The 22,488-nt window shown below is 46.3% G+C and carries 22 protein-coding genes; 5 read left to right on the forward strand and 17 right to left on the reverse strand.

The genetic code is table 11. From position 1 onward, the window contains the following. Window positions 1-80 precede the first annotated feature (80 nt). Window positions 81-638 (reverse strand): outer spore coat protein CotE, encoded by a 558-nt coding sequence (locus FKV70_RS05175; RefSeq protein WP_063213380.1) that lies wholly within the window; start codon window positions 636-638, stop codon window positions 81-83. 124 nt (window positions 639-762) lie between these two features. Continuing rightward, window positions 763-1,659, reverse strand: a complete 897-nt coding sequence (locus tag FKV70_RS05180) for a LysR family transcriptional regulator (RefSeq protein WP_063213381.1) — start codon at window positions 1,657-1,659, stop codon at window positions 763-765. Window positions 1,660-1,774: 115 nt separating this feature from the next. Between FKV70_RS05180 and FKV70_RS05185 the strand changes: the two genes are divergently transcribed. Further along, a complete protein-coding gene (locus FKV70_RS05185; protein ID WP_142612017.1) occupies window positions 1,775-3,091 on the forward strand; it encodes an amino acid permease in 1,317 nt (438 codons plus the stop codon). Between the two features lie 21 nt (window positions 3,092-3,112). On the opposite strand, the gene FKV70_RS05190 is transcribed toward FKV70_RS05185, so the two are convergent. The 5 genes from FKV70_RS05190 to FKV70_RS05210 form a co-directional block, all read right to left on the reverse strand. After that, window positions 3,113-4,069 (reverse strand): aromatic acid exporter family protein, encoded by a 957-nt coding sequence (locus tag FKV70_RS05190; protein WP_063213383.1) that lies wholly within the window; start codon window positions 4,067-4,069, stop codon window positions 3,113-3,115. Window positions 4,070-4,186: 117 nt separating this feature from the next. Further along, on the reverse strand, window positions 4,187-5,020 hold the full coding sequence (locus FKV70_RS05195; RefSeq protein ID WP_142612018.1) for an ABC transporter permease: 834 nt from the start codon (window positions 5,018-5,020) through the stop codon (window positions 4,187-4,189). Window positions 5,021-5,028: 8 nt separating this feature from the next. After that, window positions 5,029-5,841 carry an ABC transporter ATP-binding protein gene (locus FKV70_RS05200; RefSeq protein ID WP_142612019.1) on the reverse strand — a complete coding sequence of 271 codons (813 nt, stop codon included), beginning with the start codon at window positions 5,839-5,841 and terminating at the stop codon, window positions 5,029-5,031. Continuing rightward, complete coding sequence (locus FKV70_RS05205; RefSeq protein WP_142612020.1) at window positions 5,838-6,926, reverse strand: ABC transporter substrate-binding protein; 1,089 nt, start codon at window positions 6,924-6,926, stop codon at window positions 5,838-5,840. The genes FKV70_RS05200 and FKV70_RS05205 overlap by 4 nt, the downstream gene beginning before the upstream one ends. Before the next feature lie 140 nt (window positions 6,927-7,066). Beyond that, window positions 7,067-8,584 carry a carboxypeptidase M32 gene (locus tag FKV70_RS05210; RefSeq protein ID WP_142612021.1) on the reverse strand — a complete coding sequence of 506 codons (1,518 nt, stop codon included), beginning with the start codon at window positions 8,582-8,584 and terminating at the stop codon, window positions 7,067-7,069. 172 nt (window positions 8,585-8,756) lie between these two features. Between FKV70_RS05210 and FKV70_RS05215 the strand changes: the two genes are divergently transcribed. The 4 genes from FKV70_RS05215 to FKV70_RS05230 all read left to right on the forward strand — a co-directional run bounded on the left by FKV70_RS05215 (window position 8,757) and on the right by FKV70_RS05230 (window position 11,035). Next, on the forward strand, window positions 8,757-9,317 hold the full coding sequence (locus FKV70_RS05215) for a beta-class carbonic anhydrase (protein WP_064796474.1): 561 nt from the start codon (window positions 8,757-8,759) through the stop codon (window positions 9,315-9,317). 254 nt (window positions 9,318-9,571) lie between these two features. Further along, window positions 9,572-10,141: a PadR family transcriptional regulator gene (locus tag FKV70_RS05220; protein WP_063213388.1), complete on the forward strand. Its 570-nt coding sequence runs from the start codon at window positions 9,572-9,574 to the stop codon at window positions 10,139-10,141. A gap of 156 nt (window positions 10,142-10,297) precedes the next feature. Then, the gene (locus FKV70_RS05225) at window positions 10,298-10,753 is read left to right on the forward strand and encodes a hypothetical protein (RefSeq protein ID WP_063213389.1); all 456 of its coding nucleotides are present in this window, start codon (window positions 10,298-10,300) and stop codon (window positions 10,751-10,753) included. Between the two features lie 3 nt (window positions 10,754-10,756). After that, window positions 10,757-11,035 carry a YxcD family protein gene (locus FKV70_RS05230; RefSeq protein WP_017427605.1) on the forward strand — a complete coding sequence of 93 codons (279 nt, stop codon included), beginning with the start codon at window positions 10,757-10,759 and terminating at the stop codon, window positions 11,033-11,035. Window positions 11,036-11,130: 95 nt separating this feature from the next. Here FKV70_RS05230 and FKV70_RS05235 read toward each other — a convergent pair whose 3' ends face one another. The 10 genes from FKV70_RS05235 to FKV70_RS05280 all read right to left on the reverse strand — a co-directional run bounded on the left by FKV70_RS05235 (window position 11,131) and on the right by FKV70_RS05280 (window position 22,120). Beyond that, window positions 11,131-12,000 (reverse strand): STM4011 family radical SAM protein, encoded by an 870-nt coding sequence (locus FKV70_RS05235; RefSeq protein ID WP_142612022.1) that lies wholly within the window; start codon window positions 11,998-12,000, stop codon window positions 11,131-11,133. Further along, entirely contained in the window at window positions 11,997-13,424 is a 1,428-nt protein-coding gene (locus FKV70_RS05240) for an STM4012 family radical SAM protein (RefSeq protein WP_142612023.1), read from the reverse strand. The genes FKV70_RS05235 and FKV70_RS05240 overlap by 4 nt, the downstream gene beginning before the upstream one ends. A gap of 69 nt (window positions 13,425-13,493) precedes the next feature. Then, entirely contained in the window at window positions 13,494-14,276 is a 783-nt protein-coding gene (locus FKV70_RS05245) for an STM4013/SEN3800 family hydrolase (protein WP_064796471.1), read from the reverse strand. After that, window positions 14,276-15,610, reverse strand: a complete 1,335-nt coding sequence (locus tag FKV70_RS05250) for an STM4014 family protein (RefSeq protein ID WP_142612024.1) — start codon at window positions 15,608-15,610, stop codon at window positions 14,276-14,278. The genes FKV70_RS05245 and FKV70_RS05250 overlap by 1 nt, the downstream gene beginning before the upstream one ends. Before the next feature lie 67 nt (window positions 15,611-15,677). After that, window positions 15,678-16,520 carry an STM4015 family protein gene (locus FKV70_RS05255; RefSeq protein ID WP_142612025.1) on the reverse strand — a complete coding sequence of 281 codons (843 nt, stop codon included), beginning with the start codon at window positions 16,518-16,520 and terminating at the stop codon, window positions 15,678-15,680. A 224-nt stretch (window positions 16,521-16,744) separates the two neighbouring features. After that, a complete protein-coding gene (locus FKV70_RS05260) occupies window positions 16,745-18,211 on the reverse strand; it encodes an efflux RND transporter periplasmic adaptor subunit (protein WP_064796468.1) in 1,467 nt (488 codons plus the stop codon). 71 nt (window positions 18,212-18,282) lie between these two features. Then, window positions 18,283-19,800, reverse strand: a complete 1,518-nt coding sequence (locus FKV70_RS05265) for a DHA2 family efflux MFS transporter permease subunit (protein WP_142612026.1) — start codon at window positions 19,798-19,800, stop codon at window positions 18,283-18,285. A 15-nt stretch (window positions 19,801-19,815) separates the two neighbouring features. After that, entirely contained in the window at window positions 19,816-20,469 is a 654-nt protein-coding gene (locus FKV70_RS05270; protein ID WP_013371571.1) for an HlyD family secretion protein, read from the reverse strand. Window positions 20,470-20,828: 359 nt separating this feature from the next. After that, complete coding sequence (locus FKV70_RS05275; protein WP_142612027.1) at window positions 20,829-21,641, reverse strand: hypothetical protein; 813 nt, start codon at window positions 21,639-21,641, stop codon at window positions 20,829-20,831. A gap of 20 nt (window positions 21,642-21,661) precedes the next feature. Beyond that, window positions 21,662-22,120 carry a flavodoxin gene (locus FKV70_RS05280; protein WP_016822119.1) on the reverse strand — a complete coding sequence of 153 codons (459 nt, stop codon included), beginning with the start codon at window positions 22,118-22,120 and terminating at the stop codon, window positions 21,662-21,664. Window positions 22,121-22,488 lie beyond the last annotated feature (368 nt).

A 22,488-nucleotide genomic window follows, 5' to 3' on the forward strand; every position in this document is an offset into this window, starting at 1 on the left:
ACAAAAAAGGAGGGCCTTTGCCCCCTGCGCAATATCAGCCGGCGCAAAGAGTAAAGTGGCCCTCTTTTTGGTCACTCCTGTCAGAGCTCGTCGTCAATGAGGTCGGGGTCGAGCTCCTCATAGTCCCCCTCTTCCGCTCCAAAATCAAAGTCCTTGTCAAAATCTTCACTGCTGCCATTCGGAAATACCTCTACAACAATCTTCGTTTCCGCCACCAGCTCCACCGCAAATTCCCGCTCGACCCGGATCATTACGCTGCCACCTCCAGAAGACACACTGGCCTCGACGCAGCTTGGCTCCTGTGTAGCTTCGGCGGATACTTCCACTGTAGACGCCCGGTGCTTCGGATCAAGATACGAGAGCGGCACATTTTCTACGTACGACACCGTTTCCTTAGCCACATCGGTCTGCGAGTTTTTATCGTATGAGTACCAAATATTGATATCATACGTCCCGATGACCTCAATGCCGTCCCCAGCCGCCACTGCTTCATACTGGTGATTAATAATCCACGCCCCCAAAATACTGGTCGGATTATTCGGCGGAGTTACGGTATGGGTTACGGTAGAGAATCTGCGACCTTTACCACAGATCGCTTTGGTAATAATCTCTCTACGATTTTTATGACTTAATGCCATTCTTGAACCTCCTCCATACAATCAATCATTCCATACATATGTATGCAGGTTGTGGGCGAATGTTGAGTGAATAGGCGAAAAGGAAAAAATATTTTGTATAAGCATATGCCGCAATGGCTTGAACTCATGCACGCCAATGTGTTACATGCTGCTCAACGATCTGTAAAAATTCGCTGAGAGCTGGCGATTTCCACTTTTTTGTGTGATAAGCGACCTGAGTAGCCACCTGCTGTTCACTGTCATCCCAGGCTAGGCGCGCCATTTTCCCTTCTCGCAGTTCATTTTGTACCGTAACTAGCGGAAGCAGCGCAATTCCCAGTCCAGCCATGACACATTGCTTGATAGCTTCAATGCTCCAAAATTCCAGACTAGGATCTGCGAAAATACCATGTTTGTTCAAATACTGCTCAAAAAGGATACGATACGTACAGCCAGCCTCCGTATGCAAAATGGTTTCGTCCTTCAAGTCGGCAGGCTCTACCTGTGTATAGGCAACCAGCGAATGCTTCAGTGGTGCGACAAGCGCCATTGGCTCATGAATAAGCGTGGTGATATTCAGTTCCCTGTCCTCTGTCTCAGGCTGAAGTAAAAAAGCCAAATCCAGTTCACCGCTACGAATCAAATCACGTAACTCCCAGCATTCACCGGGTTTAAGGACGATTTTGACCTTGGGATACCGCTCCCTGTACTCACGAATCAGACCCGGCAGACGAAAAGCAGCCAGTGACTCTGGTGCTCCTATTTTTAGCGTCCCTACTAATTCAATTTCTGAACGAAGCGCATCCTTAGCCATAGCATGCATCTTGGAAATTTCCTGCGCATAGGGCAGCAGACGCCGTCCGGCATCAGTCAGCATAATTTTCTTGCCAATGCGATCAAACAGCGGCGTACCCAATTCTGTCTCCAGGGTTTGAATTTGAGCAGTGATACTCGACTGTGCATAATCCAGTATACGCGCTGCTCGCGTGAAACTGCCTGCCTCAACCACATTTAAAAAGGTAAACAAATGCCGCGACTCCATAATCCGCTCCTTCGATCGTTTTTTCCGATGCAAGTAATCGTTATATTCCGTTTTTCCGATAGATTGATTATCTGATAAGCTGGAGAAAATAACAAGAGAAAGAAGGCTTTACTGCATGACGAATGAAAATAAACTTCAGTCCACTATTGGTCTTCCACAGGCCATTGCGCTCTATATCGGAGCTGTCCTGGGTTCGGGGATACTGATTGTGCCTGGCCTTGCTGCCCAAATGGCGGGACCAGCATCATTGCTGGCATGGGGCTTCATGACCCTGCTCATTCTGCCAATGGCGCTTTCCATGGGGCTTCTATCCGCCAAATTCCCGAATGCAGGCGGGGTATCGCATTTTGTAACATTGGCCTTTTCCCCACGTGCCGGTGCTTATATCGGATGGTTTTTTCTCATGTCGGTTCCGATTGGCGCCCCTGTTGCCGCACTTACCGGAGCCGGCTATATGACCGCAGCCATGGGCTGGGGAGAGGAAAGCCGCATCATGCTGGCCGCTGCTATGCTGGCAGTGGGCCTGATCATTAACTGGATTGGCATGAAGGTTGCCGGACGTATTCAGATTGCTGTCGTGATAGCCATCATTGCCGTCCTCGTATTCGCTATAGCCGCAGCACTCCCCCAAATGAAAACTGTTCACTTTACGCCGTTTGTTCCACATGGCTGGCTCGCTGTTGGCCAAGCGGCTGCGATTCTGTTCTGGTGCTTTATCGGTTGGGAGGCCGTGTCCCATATGTCAGAGGAATTTACCAATCCGCAGCGGTCTGCCGTTAGAGGTGTGACCATCGCAGCTGTCATTGTCGGATTGCTTTATTTCCTTACTGCGCTTGCTACAGTGGGCACACAAAGTTACCTTGCAGGGGGTTCGGATGCTTCGCTTATATGGGTAATTAGTCAGGCTATCGGGCCATGGGGTGCGGTCATTGCTGGGTTGACGGGTATCTTTATTTGTACCGCTACGATTATTGCTTACGTAGGTGCCGCTTCACGTGTCGCTTATGCTTTATCTCGACAAGGACAGGCTTTTCGCTGGATGGGGATGTTATCACAACGTTTCCATACCCCCATCGGGGGCATTGCTTTTCTTAGCGTCTGCTTCGTGATCATTATGGTGTTGTACGGTAGCGGCGCTGTTTCACTCACCAACCTGATCCAGTTCCCGAACGCCACGTTCATTTTGACCTATCTAGGCGGTTGTGCAGCAGGGATTAAGCTCTTACGCGGGAGTCGTTGGGGAGTTTTCATTAGCTGGATTTCCTTCATCTCCACGGCAGTTGTCTTTCCTTTTGTCGGGTGGGCTATGCTTTACCCTTGCCTGATCACTGCTGTTTTATGGATTACAGATCGAATTCGGCATAAAAGAGCTTCTACTAATTCAGCTTCTCCTATCACCGAACAAGAAAAGGCTACTGTCCGTCACGGATAGTAGCCACTCAAGGTCTTTACTCTAATTTTTCACTGGAGTAGGGGCCTTGTCCTTTTTAGCGATTTTCAAATACTGGTGAAGCTCATGTGTAAGCTGTAACAATGCCGAACGGATCTCGAATTCCTCCCGTGTGGCAGGAAGCTCCATCGCTTTAAATTCTTCACGGACCTGTTCCAGCAGCTTCTCAGTCTGCCCCGTATAATGTCCAGCCAAAACGTCGTTGCTAAGCTGATCGAACAGCTCGGCCAGAAGCTTGGCCTGCGGCATGTGCTGATACATTTGTGAGATCAACTGCATCATGTTTTGAATCGAATCCAGCTGTTCTTTGCGCATATAAAAATACACATTCCAGCTTTCTTGGGGACGAAGCATCTGATTTTCCAATGAGCGCCCCGCCTCGGTGACCCCTTGGCTGATCACGCTGTCCGCTTCAATCACTTCCTTGCCATCCCATATGTATGCCGGATTACGCAGTGTATTGGCCATATTTCTGAATATAACCGAAAATGTTCGGTCCACTTCCTGCCTGATTTGTTGCATTGTATTATCAGAACGCGGCATATAAGCTAAATTGACAACCATCGCAGAACCCAATCCAATCACCAGCAGAGCCAGTTGGGTCAGCAGTACTTCCATATCAATTACACCGCCGCTGAAAACTCGGAAAACCACGACTGAACCTGTGACGATGCCTTCCTTAAAGCCCACCCGTACAATGACCGGAAACGCCGTTAAAATATATAATGCAAGTACCCAATCATGGAATCCGAAGACTACAAACAAAACACAAGCAAAAAGAAGTCCCACGACGGATGCAAAAAATCTTGCCGAAATGGTACGGAGACTTCTCTTGCGTGTGACATCCACCCCCAAAATTGCTAAAAGTCCTGCCGAGGTGGCCCCATGAATGCCTACCCCCTCCGCAATAAGTACGGCCATTAATGCGGCAATAGCCGTTTTAATCGTACGAAAGCCCATGAAAAAATTCTGTCCCCTCTAGATGAAATCTGTTTTCTCATTTTCATAAATATTAAGTATTTCATTTTCATGGTACTTTATTTTCACGTTTTGCACAAATATTCAGAAATTTAATAATTACCGATGAGGGCGACCTGAAAGCAAGCGATGCTCCACATACACAACCGCCTGATACATCAATGTAGCTACGACAGCAATGATCAACAGACTAGACATGACCAGTGTGAAATTGAACACCTGAAAACCATATATGATCAAATAACCTAAACCGTTTTTAGCAACCAAAAATTCACCAACAATCACGCCAACCCATGCCATGCCGACATTAACTTTCAGCGTAGAGACAATTGCGGGAAAGGAGGCGGGCAAAATCACCTTTTGAAACGTATCCCGGCGTGTTCCTCCAAACGTGCGAACCACTTTGACCAAATTGGGGTCGACTTCCTGAAAGCTGTTGTATACCACAAGTGTCGTAATGATAACCGTAATGGAGAGGGTTGTCATCAGAATCGCGGTAAAACCAGCCCCAAACATGACGATAAAAATGGGCCCCAGTGCTACCTTGGGCATACTGTTAAACACAACCATATATGGATCAAGCACCCTCGATAAAAAAGGCGACCACCAAATAAGTACCGCCAGCAACGTGCCGAGCAGTGTGCCGAGCAAAAAACCTGCCATCGTTTCTCCAACAGTGACACCTACATGTCCCCATAATTCCCCGCTGAGCGCATCCTTACCCATCTGAGTGAAAATTTTGCTAGGATAGCTAAACAACAATACATCAATCCACTTCAAACGACCTGCAATTTCCCACAATACAAATAAAAGCAGCAAAATAGCTATCTGCACACCTGTTACTAACCACTGTTTCATACGCCTGTTACGCAAATACGCCTGATGCAGTCCTTGAATCCAACGTTGCTCAGGCTGATCAGCTTCGTTCTTCATACGTTAAATCACTCCTTTGCTCCCGAAGCCTCCAGTTCCCCCCATATTTCATGAAATAGCTCATTAAAGCCTGGCTGTTCGCGTGCATAAAAAGGCTGCGCTTCCCGAATGGAATCCGGAATTTCGAAGGTGCGCCGGATATGACCAGGATTTCGCCCCATCACTATAACCCGATCACTGACTGCAATGGCCTCGGACAAATCGTGCGTGACTAAAATCGCCGTCTTCTCTCGTTCGCGCAAGGTTTGCACAACGAGGTCCTCCAGCTGTAGCTTGGTTTGATAATCCAGCGCGGAGAACGGCTCATCCAGCAGCAGCAGTCCCGGGTTCGTCGCCAGCGTCCGTACCAGTGCCACACGCTGACGCATACCTCCAGACAACTGGGATGGATGCAAATGCTCCTTTCCTCCCAGACCCATGCCTTCCAGCAATAATCGCGTCCGTTCACGCGCAGCTTCATCAACGCTGTTGCTCAGTTCCAGACCTAACAATGCGTTATCCATGATCGTCCGCCACGGGAAAAGATAATCCTGCTGCAACATGTAACCGACCTCAGGGCTCGGGCCATTTACCAACTGACCTTGCAGCATAACTTGACCTGCCGCTGGACGCAGCAGCCCAGCGATCATAGACAGGATCGTCGTTTTACCGCAGCCGCTTGGACCAACCAAACTGACAAACTCCCCTGTATTTACGGAAAAATCGATCTTCTCAACCGCCAGTGAAGCTTCCTGATCCGTTACGTATACATGTGTCACTTGGTCCATTCTCACCATCGGGCTCGTCACATCCACAGTGAGACCACTCCGTTCCTCCATCATGGCGAACCTCCAGCATCGACAGCTGTATCCGTCGCTTCAGTTGTGCTCTTTTTCACATCTGTCTTAGTATTCCCGATAGAGTTGGAGGAGATCGCCTGTTTTGCAAAGCTTGGGTTTACCAGCTTATCTAGGGCAACAGGGCTTTTTAGCTCACCTGCCGAAGCCATGATATCCTGTAAGTTCTTCCATTCCTTTTCCTCAATTATCGGGTTCGTTGCATAGGTGCTCTGTTCCTTGTAGCGCTTGATACTACTTGTCAAAACAGCTAATTCTGTATCTTTAAAATAAGGTGTAATCGCTTCAGCAATCTGTTCAGGGGAATGCGAAGCAATCCACTGCTGTGCCCGATATATGGCATTTGTAAATTTCTGAGCGGCCTCGCTATTTTGTTTTAAATAGCTTTGCTTCGCCATATATACCGTATACGGCAACTCGCCACTCTCTACACCAATGGAAGCAACGACCCGTCCCCGTCCTTCCTTTTCAAAAATAGAGGCCTGTGGTTCAAACAGCTGCACGTATTCCCCTGTACCTGAGCCAAAAGCAGAGGCAACATTGGCAAAATCAATATTTTGAATTAGCTTCAGATCCTTATGAGGATCAATGCCGTGCTTGCGAAGCGTAAATTCGAGTGACATCTGTGGCATTCCGCCCTTGCGTTGCCCCAAAAAGCTTTGTTGTTTCAGCTTTTCCCAGTCAAAACGATCCTGGGCTTGCCGAGCAAACAAAAAGGTACCGTCCGTCTGTGTCAGCTGGGCGAAATTAATGACAGGGTCCTCTGCTCCTTGCTGATACACATAAATAGATGTTTCCGCGCCAATCAGCGCGATATCCGCCTGATTGGACAATAACGCCGTCATCGCCTTGTCTCCCCCAGGGATTGTAGCCAGTTGGACATCCAGTCCCTCCTGAGCAAACATCCCCTGGCTCAAGGCTACATACTGCGGCGCATAAAAGACCGTACGGGCTACCTCGCCAAGCCTGATCTCAATCGTCTGCTCCCCTTTGGAGGCACACCCACTGAGCAACAGTAATCCGAATAGTGCCGCAGCTACCACCGCTTTGTAACGAGCGCCGTATTTCATCCTTGTTCCCTCCCCACCTTTGCATCGTTGGCTTCATATATTGTTATGCGGCTGTCAATATAATGGTTAATCGCATACAAAAACCCCGCATTTGCCTAAGAATGCGGGGTTTTGTATGCAATGATATGAGAATTTCCAAATCACAGCTTGTATATGGATGTATATTTTTCTTCCAGATAATCAGCAAGATAATCAGGGTTCAGATCCTCACCGGTAATCGCTACAATCAACTCAGATGGCGTCCGGCTCTTGCCGTAACGATAAATCCGTTCGGTCAGCCATTGCTTGATCGGCTCCAGCTCCCCAGCAGCAATGAACTCATCCAGGTTTGGCAGCTCCTTGCGCAAAGTCGCAAAAATTTGCGCTGCATACATGTTGCCAAGCGAATAAGAAGCAAAATAACCAAAATCGCCACCGGACCAGTGAACATCTTGGAGTACGCCCAGTCCGTCATTCGGTGGAAGAAGCCCCAGGTATTCTTTATATTTAGCATTCCACACCTCAGGGAGGCGTTTAACGTCCAGCTTTTCATTAAACAGCATTTTTTCAATCTCATAGCGGACGATGATATGTAAGTTATATGTCAGCTCATCCGCCTCAATACGAATTAATGAATTTTCCACACGGTTGACTGCCCGGTAAAATTGCTCTGCTGTAACCTTCGCCAAACGATCGGGAAAATGCTTTTGCAGATCATTGTAGTACCGATCCCAGAAAGCACGACTGCGTCCGATTTTATTTTCCCACAAGCGGGACTGGGATTCATGAATCCCCATAGAGGTTCCTCCGGACAGTAGTGATCCTGCCAGTTCAGGAGCAATATTTTGTTCGTACAGCGCATGCCCTCCTTCATGCAATGAGCTGAAAATAGCACTGGTTACATCATCTTGCAAATAGTGTGTTGTTATACGTACATCACCTGGATTTAATCCTGTCGCAAAAGGATGCACACTCTCATCCAAACGACCTGCGTCAAAGTCATAACCCATCTGCCCTAATATAAACAGACTGAACTTTTCCTGCTGCTTCACATCAAATACACCGTCTAAAAAGCTCTTATCCGGCTGATGGGGTGATGCCTGAATTTTAGACAATAGGGGCACAAGGCGCTTTTTTAGTCGATCAAAGACAGCATCCAGCTTTTCAACCGTCATACCTGGCTCATATTGATCCAAAAGCGTATCGTACTCTGTATCCTTAACACCCCAATAGCCGATAAATTCACGCTTCATGTCTACGATTTTAGACAAGTACGGTTCGAATCCGGCAAAGTCGCTATGTTCCTTTGCTTCCTCCCACTTGCTTTCTGCCTGAGCCGCTAAAATGCTATACTCCCGGTAGCGGTCTGCTGGAACCGAACGATTCAAGTCATAATTTTTGCGACATTCCTCTACCAATCTGCGGTCATTGTCCTCCAGTTGCTCCAGCTTGTCTTCTGCGGCAAAAAATTGCAGCAGCTGTCCCATTTCATCTGAGATCATCAGCTTGAACATTTCCGTGGACAGCATGCCCAACGTCTCGGACCGAATGTCAACGCCCTTGCGTGGAGCGCCTGTCCGTAAATCCCAGTGCAGCAAGCCGACTGCTTCGCCATAACTGCTGATTTTGTGTGAGATTTCCTTTAAAGCCGTCCATTGATCCAACGTCTGTTGCTCCATAATTAGGGTCACCTCTTTAACTTAAAATGGTTAAAACTTTACAACTACCTATACTTGATGATACTTATATTAAAAAGTATAATCAACACACAACATGTACGACCAGCTCCTAATACCTGGATCACGTTGGGCAGTACATATTAAATTATTTTAGAATCTGGAGGGAACTATCGTGGATCACATCCAAGAAATTTTAGAGTACAATCGTGTTTTCGTAGAAAACAAAGAATACGAGGCCTATAGAACGGGCAAGTTCCCTAACAAAAAAATGGTCATCATAACCTGTATGGATACGCGGCTAACGGAATTGCTCCCCAAAGCCATGAACCTGCGTAACGGGGATGTCAAAATTATTAAAAATGCAGGTGCAATTATTTCACAGCCTTTTGGAAGTGTAATGCGCAGTGTGCTAGTCGCTTTATATGAGCTGGGAGCAGACGAAGTGCTCGTTGTAGGTCATTATGAATGCGGCATGGCTGCACTAAATGCTGATCACATGGTTAATGAAATGCTTGAACGCGGAATTTCGCAGGAAGTGCTAAGCACATTAGAAAATTCAGGTATTAAGTTAAATAAATGGTTGAAGGGGTTTGACAACATTGAAGAAGGGGTACAGACTACAGTGAAGCTTATTAAAAACCACCCCCTTCTCCCTCCCAATACGCCCGTTCATGGTATGGTAATACACCCGGATACAGGCGCGTTAACCCTTGTTGTTGACGGAAATAACTAGTAAACAGAATCTTTATCCGCAAAAGTTATCAGGGTAGTTCAGGCGCGTATATACGTGCTTAAACTACCCTGTTTCTATGAAAAAAAGCACATATACATCCCGAATGACCCCAACCAATTTTGGCTAACCTGTGAACGACTGGTGTGAAAGTTGTCAAACCATACAGTTTCAGTGTACACTTTTTATGGAACTGCAGATTACCTGCCGCAGAGCTGTTACAACTGTTACTTTGATGGATGAAGGAGATAAGATATATGAATTTACTATCGTATGGTCTGTTGGGACTTCTCGCCAGAGAGGAATCCTCCGGCTATGATCTGATGCTGCGTATTCAGCCTTTTTGGCAAGCCAAGCACAGTCAGATCTATCCGCTTTTGGCCCGTATGGAGAGCAAGGAACTGCTCGCCTCCCGATGGATTCAGCAGTCCGACAAGCCTGATAAAAAAATGTATACCATTACCGACAAGGGTATCCATATGCTGCAGCAATGGTCTCAGGAAGCGTTAGCTGCTCCGGTTACACGAGACGAGTTAAGCCTTCGCTTATTCTGCCTTTGGTTGACGGACAAAACGAGCGCCAATCGTATGCTGGAAGAACGGAAACGTTATTTTATTCAGAAAATTCAGCATCTGGAGGATATTTTGAACAACATCCCCGCAGAAAATTTGCACTTTGGCAGCAAAAACTTTGGTGACTATATTTTAGTGCAAAAAGGACTTATGAATGCCAAAGCAGGCCTAGAATGGTGCCAATTGGTTTTGCGCATGCTGCTTGCCGGTGATGTTAGAGCGGACACTAATCCGTTTGCCATAAAAGCTGAATGATTTTATCAATCCGTGTACAGGATTTATGTACGTTATCGTTTAATTTTTTAGAATTTAAAATTCTTTGAAACCCTTTTCCATGTTATATCGTATTACAAGGTAAGCGGTTGTTTGACCTAACCTATAGCACAAATTACTAAGGGGGATTTTTTTTACATGAAAAAGACTTTTACTTTGAAAAATATGATGATGCTGATGATGGCTTTCACCCTACTCATTGCTATGATCGCACCGTCTACAGCTGATGCAAGGCGTGGTGGCGGATTTAAATCCGGACCAAAAACATACCAATCTACACCAAGCAAGACAAGTGATAGCAGCGGCATCAATAAGTCTGATAGTGGAACTAAATCTAGTGCAGCTACGGGCAACACAAGCAGAACTGGTGGATTCCTCGGCGGTGGCGGCGGATTCCTCAAAGGTATGATGCTGGGCGGCTTGGCAGGTATGCTCTTCGGCGGATTGTTCGGCAACATGGGTGCATTGGGTAGCTTGCTTGGTCTTGCCGTTAACGTTCTAGCAATTTATGTCCTGATTATGGTGGGTGTAGGTATCTACCGAGCTATCAAAAATCGCCGCAGACCCGATGATTCTCGTGGAGGACGTTACTAAGTTATGATTTTGAGTATGGATGAGATTGTCAATGCCATTTGCCTGCATATGGCTGAACGCAAGGGCGTACAGCCTACTGATGTGGTTGTGGAGCTAAGCTGGGATGAAGATACAGGCTATACAGCCGAGGTTCATGTCCAGGGACGCAGTCAATATCTCGTGGAAGCCAATATGATTGAAGCTATTCTGAGATATCTTCATTCCGAATACAATATTCGTGCCTACCGCGAGCAGGTTAGATTAGATTTGGATGAAGAGATTACGGCTATTGTCCAAACTTAATTAAATGGATAGGACAATCGTACAAACTTATTTCGAAACAGAAGAACCGCTCTTTGCCTAGTGGCAAGGGCGGTTCTTTTTTTGCTCTTTTCTCTCTAATAGATCGTCAAGGCTGTATGCGGCACCCTTTCCAGCAAACCGCTATCGTACATTTCCCGAAACGGTTGCTCTTCCATATGGATATAACCGATATAACAGCCGCATTCTTTCATCCGGCACGGACGCTGGGCGCTCAGCCCCTCCAGACCGTCTCTGTACAGGTGGCCAATCACGCGTCGGTCCTGATAACAGTGTTTTACTCGTCCGTCACCTTGGACGTAAAACACATCTTCTCCCGCGCGACATGCTCGCCCTTGACTACTGTAATCCTTTAAATTCCACTGGAAATAGGGATCTATCGCCGTTAATTCGGAAACCTCGGCATCCGTATAATATTGTGGTCGATCTTTGTAGGCGTTGACCCACATATATACTTCTTTTGGAAGTTGCGTCCGCAAGGAACGAATAGCCGGAAATGCCTGTTTCAATCCAACTGTACCGACACTATAGGAAATGCCAAGTTCATATAGCTTCATCGCCTGCGATATAAAAGCTTGCTCTTTGGTTTCTCCAGGATGATATGTAGCCCACAGCGCAGCCGTCTCAGGATTAAGCTCTTTTGTCCAATCCAGCTTAGCCGATAGGTTTGTCTGTAAGGCCACTTTTTCCACATGCGCCATATGGGAGAACTCAATCATGGTCTTACGATACCAGGAATGGATCAAGGCTTCTCCATACGGATTAAAAAAAATGGAGAGCTGATGTCCCAAAGCGCCCTGCTCTCGTACCCAATCAGCAAAACGCTCCAACTGCGCCCGATCCTTGTTCAACGTTTCCCGACTATCGACGTTTTTACTGAATGGGCAGTAAGGACAAGCATAGTTGCACGAGGTCAACGAACCACGATAATATAAGGTCGCTCTCATGCGCCTACATATCCTTCCATACGCTCACGTACTGACGTCGAGATCATCCAGTCTCCAATCGCGTCAGAATAGGCCATTCCTTCCTCCGTAAGTCGAAGCGTCTCCTCCTCGACCACAGCCATACCCGATTCCAGCAGCAACGACATTCCTGTAAAATCGTCCACCAAGGATACACCAAAGCGCTCTGCATAGGCACATAGCTCCAGCCCTTCCCGATGAAGAAGCGCCTTCAGGATAAAGCGCCGCTTACGCTCATCCTCATCTAAAATAAAGCCGTAATCAGCCAGATCATGACGCTCTGCTGCAACATAATCTGCGATAATACTGCGTGTTGCTGCTGCACTGACGCCATACCGGCTGGCATAGTGTACATTGCGTGTATAAGAGCGCGCACCACACCCCAGTCCAGCCATGCCCTCCTCCTGGCAACTGTAGGGTAGAAGCTGCTTGCTGGATATACCCTCATCTTTAGCAAAACGGCGCATGGAATATTGTACATATCCTGCCTGCTTGAGGCGTTCGCGGGCTACTTCATACAAACTAAGGCGAATATCATGATCCAGCCCGGTATAACCCGGCTTTAAAATCGTATTTTCCCGAATATATAACGGGTAAAGAAAGATCTCTCCTGGCGAATAAGACAGAGCTTCCTCAAGAGAATACAGCCAGGTTTCCACCGTTTGGCCAGGCAGGCCATAGATCAGATCCACGTTAAGCAAAGGAAAATTGTATTCTACCAGCCGCTCAAGCGCTTCTCTAACAAGCTTGGGCTTTTGAGGTCGGTATATGGCCGCACTTTCTGATTCCACAAAGCTCTGGATTCCCATGCTGATACGATCCGTACCGCGGCGCTTGAGCACTTCCAGTCTATCCTCGGTTACAGTGTCGGGAGAGGTTTCAACTGAAATAGAGGCTCGCTTAGGGTCCAATCCCATAATATTTTCCGCAATGTCAAATAAACGCTCCACCAAAGGAGCCTCCAACAAGGTCGGTGTACCTCCGCCAACCGCAAAACGCGAAAAAGGCCGACCGCCCATAATGGGTGCCCATTGTCGTGCTTGTCTTTCTAGCGCATCTACATACTCCTTGTGCACATCCTGACGCTTGTCTGGCAAAGTGAACAGGTTACAAAATCCGCAGCGAGCTGCGCAAAACGGTATATGCATATACAAAAAATAGCTTTCTAACTCTTCTTTCTCCCACAATTCCTGCAATGAGAGCGGTGTATCAAACGAACGGTAGGCCGTTTTATGCGGGTAAGAGTATAGATAAGAGCGATAGGGAGCTTCTCGGATCGTACGTGCCCATTCAACAGGAGTATCCGGCCACTCAAATCTCGAATTCACTAAGTTTGTGTCTATTTCCGGAGAAGTCTGGTTGGCTGCGCTTGTTGGGTGCAGGTGATTCAGATTCATAGCTTTCATTTCTGCTCCTTTCTCGCGCTGGTTTGGTTTCTTTATAAATTACCAGTGCAGACTACGTTTCTTTTTGTCCTACAATATAAATTCGCGGTAAGGCACATTCCACACTACCTCGTGCGCTAGGCGATGTCCCTCGTAGCCGTCTTCCCCATAAGCTGTACCATGGTCGGAAAAAGCCATGCAAAACGTCTTGCCCCGCTTCCGCAAAGCATCAAACAAGCGTCCAAGCTCACCATCCACATATCGCAAAGCCGCTCGTTGAGACTCTACTGAATCCTTTGAAGTGCCCTTTACAAAATAATGATTAGGCCCGTGGATCGCTGATACATTTAGAAATAAAAACAAGCGCTGTGCAGGGTCTGTCTTCTCCAGCAATTTCAGGGCATGATTCACCTGATGCTCCGTTGAACGGGGGTTGGTGACGCCAAAGTTCATGCGCCAGTAGCTCTCTTGAAAATACCCGGGCAGCACCTTTGCCAGCTTGTTCTTCTTCGTGAAAAAAATAACGCCGCCGATACAGATGGTCCGATAGCCCTCGTTCTCCAGCCCAGACACAATATCCGGAGCATCGAACAGCCAGGTATGTGGATGCGTGCGCAGTCCCGTATCCTTGGTGTGAAACAGCCTGATATGCGAAGACTTATCCGTATTTGCCGGAGTCGGCAAAAATCCGCCAAAAAAAGCATGGTGTGCAGCATACGTAAAGCTCCCCGGTGTATGGCGCTTTTCCCATGACCCGGAGCCGCACAAATTCGGACAGTTTTCTTCTTCCAGCTTGGCTACATCATATCGCAGGGTATCCAGCGTAATCATAACAATATCATGAGAGCCGACAATTTGATTCATGTCAATCATTATCTGTCTTTCCTTTCCAAAACTGCGCTCTTATTAGCAAGGTACAGCATTTCCCATTCATATGAGTTCCAACCCTGATGTTCCACCCGGTACAGTAAATCACCAAATGGATTAACATCCAATACATAGGGACGACCCCCGTGAGCCGGAACGAGCACGTCCAATCCAGCAACCATGGACGCTGGAAAAGCCCTCATAGCGGCTTTTGCAGTATGCTGGACCGATTCCACCGTACTCTGTGAGAGTCCCGCATCCATTAGCGAGAGTCGTTCATTACGCAAATGCAGATTTGTAATGGGGCTGTTGCTCAAACGTAAGACCGCATGACAAGCTTCTGAGCCACACACAAGTTGACGCACATCATAAACACGTCCATTCAGGGTCGCTTTGGGAATCCAGCGTTCCACATGTACTCCTTCCACACATAACCAGTTAAGGATGGCATGAATGTCCTGCTTGTCTGTATAACGACGCAATCGCCCGGCATTATAATAAACGCGCTGTCCATGGATGATCTCTGTTCCAATCGTAGTTACCGCCAGCTCTGCATGCGTCTTGGGATGTACCTGATAAGCCATGACACCAGAAGCACCTGATCCGCAAAATATTTTCACAAATACGCGGTGAAATCCACTCTCTTTCATAGCGGTATGCAGATCGACGGCATCACGAAAGGCAGCACCTGAAGCAGTAAGCACAGGCGGAACCCTGATGTCTGCCTGGTTTAATACAGCACTACAACGCCGTTTGTCAAACATGACGGCTATTTCTGCAGGATCGTTCATCCAGCGCGACGAGGGCCAGAGCCGCTCAACTTCATGCCGCAGCCAAGCCAGCAGACGGCAATAGCCCCGGAACCATTGTGCCGGGTGCCAAATGCGACCATGCTGCTCCTGTAATCGGCGCGCTTCTGCCGCCAGTATACCTGTGTCATGTGCCCATTCCGGCCATGGCAACAGTGAATCATCTCCCTCGGCATCCGAGGCGCCCAGAGCAATCAACTCCCGCTCTACCTGAAAATTTTCGCCCGGTGCATCCAGGCGGAGTGGCGGACCGTTGTCCACCCGCCCTGCCAGCAATTGTCTTATGCTCTCTTGTACATGGACACTGCCATTCACGCTATCTTGTGCAGCTTGTGCGGATATCCTGACCATCAGTTCGCCGAGACTGTGCTTTTCTCGGATGGCCCTGAGCACATCCATATAGGAAATCTCCAAAGCGGGCGGAAGCTTTAATCTGCTTCGTGCCTCCTGCAGTCCCGTAGTTCGGCGATTCCCCGGATTACCGAACAAGATAAACGGCTCATTGACATTTCTGTCCCACATCATCACCATAGAGCCGCCTCACTTTAACTCTTTTTAATTTTAAAATCTATCTGCTATAGAAATTCATTGCAACAGTTTATTCAGTCAGCGATGGATAGCGCCAATCGTCTTCTTCATCTGCTTCTTGTTGATCCTCTACGTTTACAGATAAACCTGACTTTTTCCAGCGTTCCATCATCTCACTAGACATATAATGATAGCTCAAATCCAGATGCTTCAGCCCTTTTATACTTTCACAAGCCAGCAATGCTTCTGCACCTTGATCAGACAATGTACCTTGTGAGAGATCCAGCACTTCCAGTTGTCCAATCACTGGGGCGTTAGCGGCAGCAATTGCAATTTCATCCTGTATTTCACTGTCCTTGAGTCCCAAGTATGTAAGTTTTGGAAAAGGATTGCTGTCCAAAAACGGTAAAATATCTTCCAGTTTACCGTCAAAACCATAGTCCTCGACACCCAAATACAGCTCCAGCTTGCGCAGTTCAGGCAGTTCTGCATTACGTATTTGCTGAAGAACACTCACAGGCAGACCGCCACAAATAATAACCAATTCCTGAAGATGATCATGGCGAAGGGGTTCCAAGCTCAGATCCTGGCTTCCTTTAATATATAAAGATTCAAGGTTTGGAAACGCTTCTAACAACGGGGAGAGATTCGTTTGGTTAATCCATGACACCTCACACTCGTCATATTCCATATCACCAATAAACAGCTTGCGTACTTTCGGAAATTGATCTTTAAGCTTCACTAACACCGGTATAAAATCATCTGGTGAATTTTCATAGGCGCCGCCCCAATCTCCAATGATTAGGTCCGTAATTTGTGCGCTCTCCGGCTTGGCAGCCAGTTCCTCAATAGACTTGGCCATGGTTTGACCATTCTCATAAGCATCATAATCCACTACCAATTTCACTTCCATCTTCCCATTCCTCCAATCGCTTGTCTGAGATCTCGTAAACTATCTATTTCCAATTTAGTCTATCCTATTCTACCAATGTTCGTCAAAAAAAAGCCCCAGTTCGACATTAATCTTATGTAACATATGCACATTGAAATAAAAACAAGACAGCCCGCAAGCGGGCTGCCTTGGCACGTCCTTAATAAATTTCTACTATTTATATAGTATGCAAGTTTAAAACCAAGTTATTGGGTAATTGTGATCGGTGAGTTATCGGACAACAATGCCAGATTATTTACAATCACATTCTCTTCCTTACTCAGGCCACTGGTAACGAGTGTTTGTGAACCTGTCGTCTGAACAGTCTTCACTTCCTTGCGCTTCGCATGGTCGCCGTTTACCACATATACATATTCTTTACCTTGATCTTTTTGAACTGCCGCAGTTGGAACAACAATACCTTCTTGCGCATTGGAAGCGACAAAGCTGATATCAGCCAACATGCCGGATTTCAGTTTCATGTCTGGATTAGCTACTGAAATTTTTACAGGATATCCTTTACCACTTGCATCCAGCGGGCTTACATTTTTCACTGTACCTGTTGTTACAATGTTGGATGCTGCAACACGAACCTGTACTTTGTCACCTGCTTTTACATTGTTGATCTGTTCTGCTGGGACATAGATCAATGTATTGACAGTACTCAGGTTAGCGATGACCAGCGCAGGAGACTGAGCGGACACCATTTCGCCCACCTCTGCATTTTTTGTACCCACAATACCGTTGATTGGTGAGGTAACAACCGTGTCATCCAATGCATCCTGAGCAATAGCTACATTCAGTTGTGCCTGCTTAAGAGATTGTTGGCTAGACTCGATGCCCGCTGTATTTTGAGATACTTTAAGCTGATTTTGCGCATTGCTGTAGCCGCTATTGGCATTACTATAGCTATTTTTTGCTGAATCATAGCTGTTGCGGGCTGTAGTCAAGGCTTTTTGAGCAGCTTCTAATTGATCTTTTGCATTAGCCTGCGCATTTTGTGCATTATTATAAGCCGCTTCCGCATTCACAACTGCGGTTTTTGCTTGTTCTAATTGTGCTTGGGTGCTTGCACCAGCATCAAACAGACTTTGTGTACGTGTTACATTCTTTTGCGCATCTGCCAAAGCTTGTTGTGTTTGTTTCACCGTGTTGGCTGCCGAGGAGACACCATGTGTTGCTTGTTCTACGGCTGTGGTTGCTTGATTAATAGCACCTTGTGCCTGATTGATTGCGCTTTGGGATTGAATCACACCGCTCTTGGACTGTACTAGACCCGAAGTAGCTTGAACCATCGTTGATTCATGGGATGCTTGAGCGGTACTTACGCCGGCTGCTGCTGCAGCGGCGGCGGCGCGTGCTTTTGCAACGTTATTCCGCATATCCTTATCATCCAGCTTGAACAAGACTTGCCCCTTTTTAACCTCGGAGCCGATATCTACAGGCAACTCAACCACTTTGCCGCCCACTTTAGGCACGATGTTGACTGTTTCTGAAGGTGTTACCGTACCTGTATAAATATTTCCCTGTCCGATAATCCCCTGCTGTGCTTGACTAATTTTAACCGGAACGACCATGTCCTGTGCCGCTCCGCTATTACTGGAGCAGCCTGCCAGCACTGCGCCGCCGAGGACTAAAGCCGCTAATGTACTTTCTACTCTCAATATTTTCATGATAATTCCCTTTCTTTCTGTCCGTGGAAATAATGTAAGCCATCCAGTCGATATTTTTGTATTTCTCTTTATTAAGCTTCCGGCTGTGTCTTTGCTTTCTTCCTCTGAATAAACAAAAAGATGAGTGGAATCGTGCAAAACAGCGGTATGGATGAAATGAGGAACGTATCCCCAATTCCTCTTGATGTAGCATCCAGTGTGATCAAACTACTTATGGATGACATCCATGAGCTGCCCATTGTCGCTTGAAGCACATGAGCAGAGTCTGGGGTAATGGACTCTGAAATTTGCTGGGCATGAGCAGCCGAACGGCTTTGCATAATGGCGGTCAGTACCGCAATCGCCATAGATGCAGCCACAGTACGCACCAGATTAGACGCTGTAGACGCATTAGCTACCTTGCTCGGATGAACGGCGTTCATACCGACTGTGGATAACGGCATCATACAGATCCCAATTCCTAGACCCCGTAATGCCATTACGGTTTCCAACCAGGCATGCGAAGTATCTGGCGTAAGCTGATGAAGATGATACGTCATAAAGCTCGTTAGCGTCAGGCCCACAAGTCCTAAAGGCACAATGCCGAACTTATCAAATAGTTTCCCGGCAATAGGCATCATGGCTGCCATAGCAATGGCCTGCGGAATGAGGATAATACCAGTATCAATCGGTGACACGCGCTGAATATTTTGCAAAAACAACGGTGTTAGGAACGTTCCTCCGTACATCCCCATCATGACCAGACTGGAGGCAATAACACTAATCGTATATTTTGAATTTTTGAATAATGATATTTCAATTACAGCATTATCCTTGCCGCTTTCTACATAGATGAGAAAAACAAGTGCCCAGAAAGAGATAAAGAGCAGGGATACAATGCCAAAAGAAGTCCAGCCATCACGCTGACCGTTTGTCAATGCGTACAAGAGCGTTCCTGCACAGGTTGCCGCCAATAAAAATCCTGGCAGATCAAACGGTTTCGGCGTAACCTTAGGCGGCTCCTTGATGAGAAGGATGACCATTAAAATGGCAAATAAAGCAACCGGCAAACTGACAATAAACAAGAAACGCCAGTTAAACCATTCAATTAAGTAACCGCTCAGCGTAGGTCCTATAGCCGGTGCCGCCATAGCGGCGATCCCCCATATACCAAGGGACATCCCGATTTGTTCACGCGGCATAATTTTGTAAATAATCGTCATACTCAGCGGCATAATGACACCACCGCCCAGACCAGCCAATACACGCGCTGCAATCAGGGAAGAATCACTCCATGCAAAAATACATATTCCTGTCCCCAGCGAGAACACGCTGAGCGCCAGAATCAAAAACTTTTTGTATCCGATACGCTGCTCCATATATCCGGTAATCGGGACGATTACGCCGGATGCAAGCGTGTAACCTGTAATAACCCACTGAATACGTGTCGTCGTTGACCCTAAATCCGTCGTCAATCGTGGAATGGCGACATTGATCAGACTGTTGTTCAGAATGGCGACAAAGGCGCCTAAAACGATAGCAAAAAAGGCAAGCCAGCGTTCTTTGGAAGAATCTGTCGAAGGAGCAGCAGCAGTTTCATTGGCAGCCACATGGACCCCTCCTTTTTAAGATGTATGAATTTTTACTTCCACGTTGGTTCCAGGGATAAGCTTCATGTCCTTAGGCTTGTTCACGGCAATTTCTACAGGTACGCGTTGAGTCACCTTATTAAAGTTACCACTTGTGTTCACAGCAGGAACGAGCGAAAACACTGCATTGGAAGCCTCGCCCACTTTGCGAACCTTACCTTGAATTACCTGGTCACCTGCTGCATCAAGCGTAATGTCAACAAGCTGTCCTGGTTTAATACGGTTAATATCGGTTTCTTCAATATTCGTAGATACATACAGGTTGTTCATATCAACCATAGTCGCTACAGCACTACCCGGTGTTCCGATTTCATGCTCCTTCGAATAAATCTTAATAACAGTTCCGTTAATCGGCGCACGTAGAACAGACTTGCTGATCATGCTCGCATCCAGACCCGATACATCCTGCTCGGCAATCGGTTCGTTGCGCTGCAATACATCGCCTTCTTCCACATCAATGTGGCTAATCTCTCCGGAAATTTGCGGCATTACCTTATACTGATCGGCTTGAATACGCGCATCATCACTTTTAACAAAGTGTGTTGCCTGATACCAATAATAGTAGCCAATAGCTCCACCGCTCAGAATGAGCAGTACGATGAGAATCGGCAATACAGTTTTCTTACTCACTTGTTCCACCCCTGTTGTTCAAAAAATTTTTATTATTCAACGCTAATATTTTAATATTGAAATATTAGGCCATTAAACCAAATGGAGAACGTAAATAAACACATGACTACATGCCATGCAAAAGACAGGACAAACTTTATGTACATAGGACAATCTAATCCATAGTCCACAAACCGTCTTCTTTATATTTAAATATTTTCATATAACTATTGTACATTGAAATATTATAGATATAATTATCTATTCAGGCAATATAAATTTTCAGTTTTTTCAGAATTTTTTTTCATAAAAAAGAACCTTGTTTCCAAGGTTCTTTCACGAAAAGGGATAGTTTACAATTAAAGGGTTGCACAACAAACCTAAGAAAAAAGCGTAGGTCCAATTGACCGATCCTTGCTGTTATTCGCCTCCCGCTCTTCCTTTCTGTCCTTATTCGCTCTGTTTTGCTGAGAACTTTGCTGACCCATACATCCTCTGTAACGACAGTGTTCTGTCGTCTTCTGTATATCCTCTACGGAGCCTTTTAATAATTGGACATAATCTAGGGATTGCTGTAAAGAAGTCGATCCAGGAAGAAAACGAACTTTCTTACCCTCTAGCAGACAGTATACCTCAATAAGCTGAGGAAGAGCTCCAAATGCATAATAACAAAATACATTTGTTAGATGTTGAAATGTACTAATAACGTTGGGGTTGTAGTCCACCATATACTTTTGAATCAGCAATGAGTCCGCTTGTTCTGAGAGTTGCCAAGCTGCCTGAATAATCAGCGAAATATCGACCTCCAACTCAGGCACCACTGTGAAAAATTGTTCATACAACATCACAGGCATCCATAAGTCATTATTTAAGGCACATATTTTTGACAACTCGCCTGACACTTTATTTTTGACATCCCAGTAATGAAACAATGAATCAAAACTGTTCGACTGCTTAGGCCACCATTTCTCCAGCACATACTGGACAGGGACTTCGCGCCGTACCTCTACTTCCATTCCAAAGTATTCGTTCAACGCATGCCCTATCGCATATTGAACCCGCTGTCGCCAATTCCAGCCCTCACGCCCTCGTTTTCTCTGTGATGGACGGATTGGCTGCGGAGTTCTCCACATCTCCTCAAGCTGATAGTCGTGCAGAAGAGGAAAGCCGCTTAAGCTATCGCCATTGCGCATACCTATCCCTCACTCTCTTCTCAGGACACTCCAATACCAGCCTGTGCGAATTGTCTTCCGTAAGCTCGGCAATTCTCCTTCTCGTCATCCAATGGATTGAATTCAATCTTGAGACTCTCCTGAATGACAGATGCACCGCGTTCTTTAACTTTTTCTTCTACCAGATCCACTGCGCCACAGAATTGCGTGTAAGACGTATCTCCACTGCCAAATACAGCAGTCTTTTTACCAGACAGATCAAGCTCATCTAGTTCCTCGTAAAAATCTAAAAATTCATCAGGAAGCTCACCGTCTCCCCATGTATATACACCCAACAGGAATCCGTCATATGCGAGCAGTTCTTGCGCGCTGCAATCATACGAAGCCTTCAACTCCGCCTCATGCCCGGCCTGACGAACGCCCTCGGCGATCAATTCCGCGATTTCCTCTGTATTACCGGTCATGCTAGCATAAGCAATCATGATTTTACCCAAGTTCATCCCTCACCTTTATTTGAAATATGGGATGCTTTCATTCCCTATTACTCAAATAATATTTGATAATGATTCTCATTGTCAAATACATTTTTCAAGCATGATGTGCATTTTGAAAATATATACGCAAAACAGCCGCATTACAATGCGGCTGTTCGCTGTTAAAGTCTATAAAATGGTAAGGCATCCTTCCATTAAGGAAGTTCTACGCTCCTGCAAACTTCAACGTAAAGATATTACGTACGTACAACCTAATCCGTTTTTCATAAATATAATGAAAATTAAATAGTTGTACGTACAAGTGGGATTAATTTCATTTTAATATGGAAGCGCTCTAATTACAAGTACATCGAAAAAAAGTATTTTCGCTCCAC

Origin of the sequence: Paenibacillus ottowii (assembly GCF_006874425.1) — a bacterium.
Classification (GTDB): Bacteria; Bacillota; Bacilli; order Paenibacillales; family Paenibacillaceae; genus Paenibacillus; species Paenibacillus ottowii.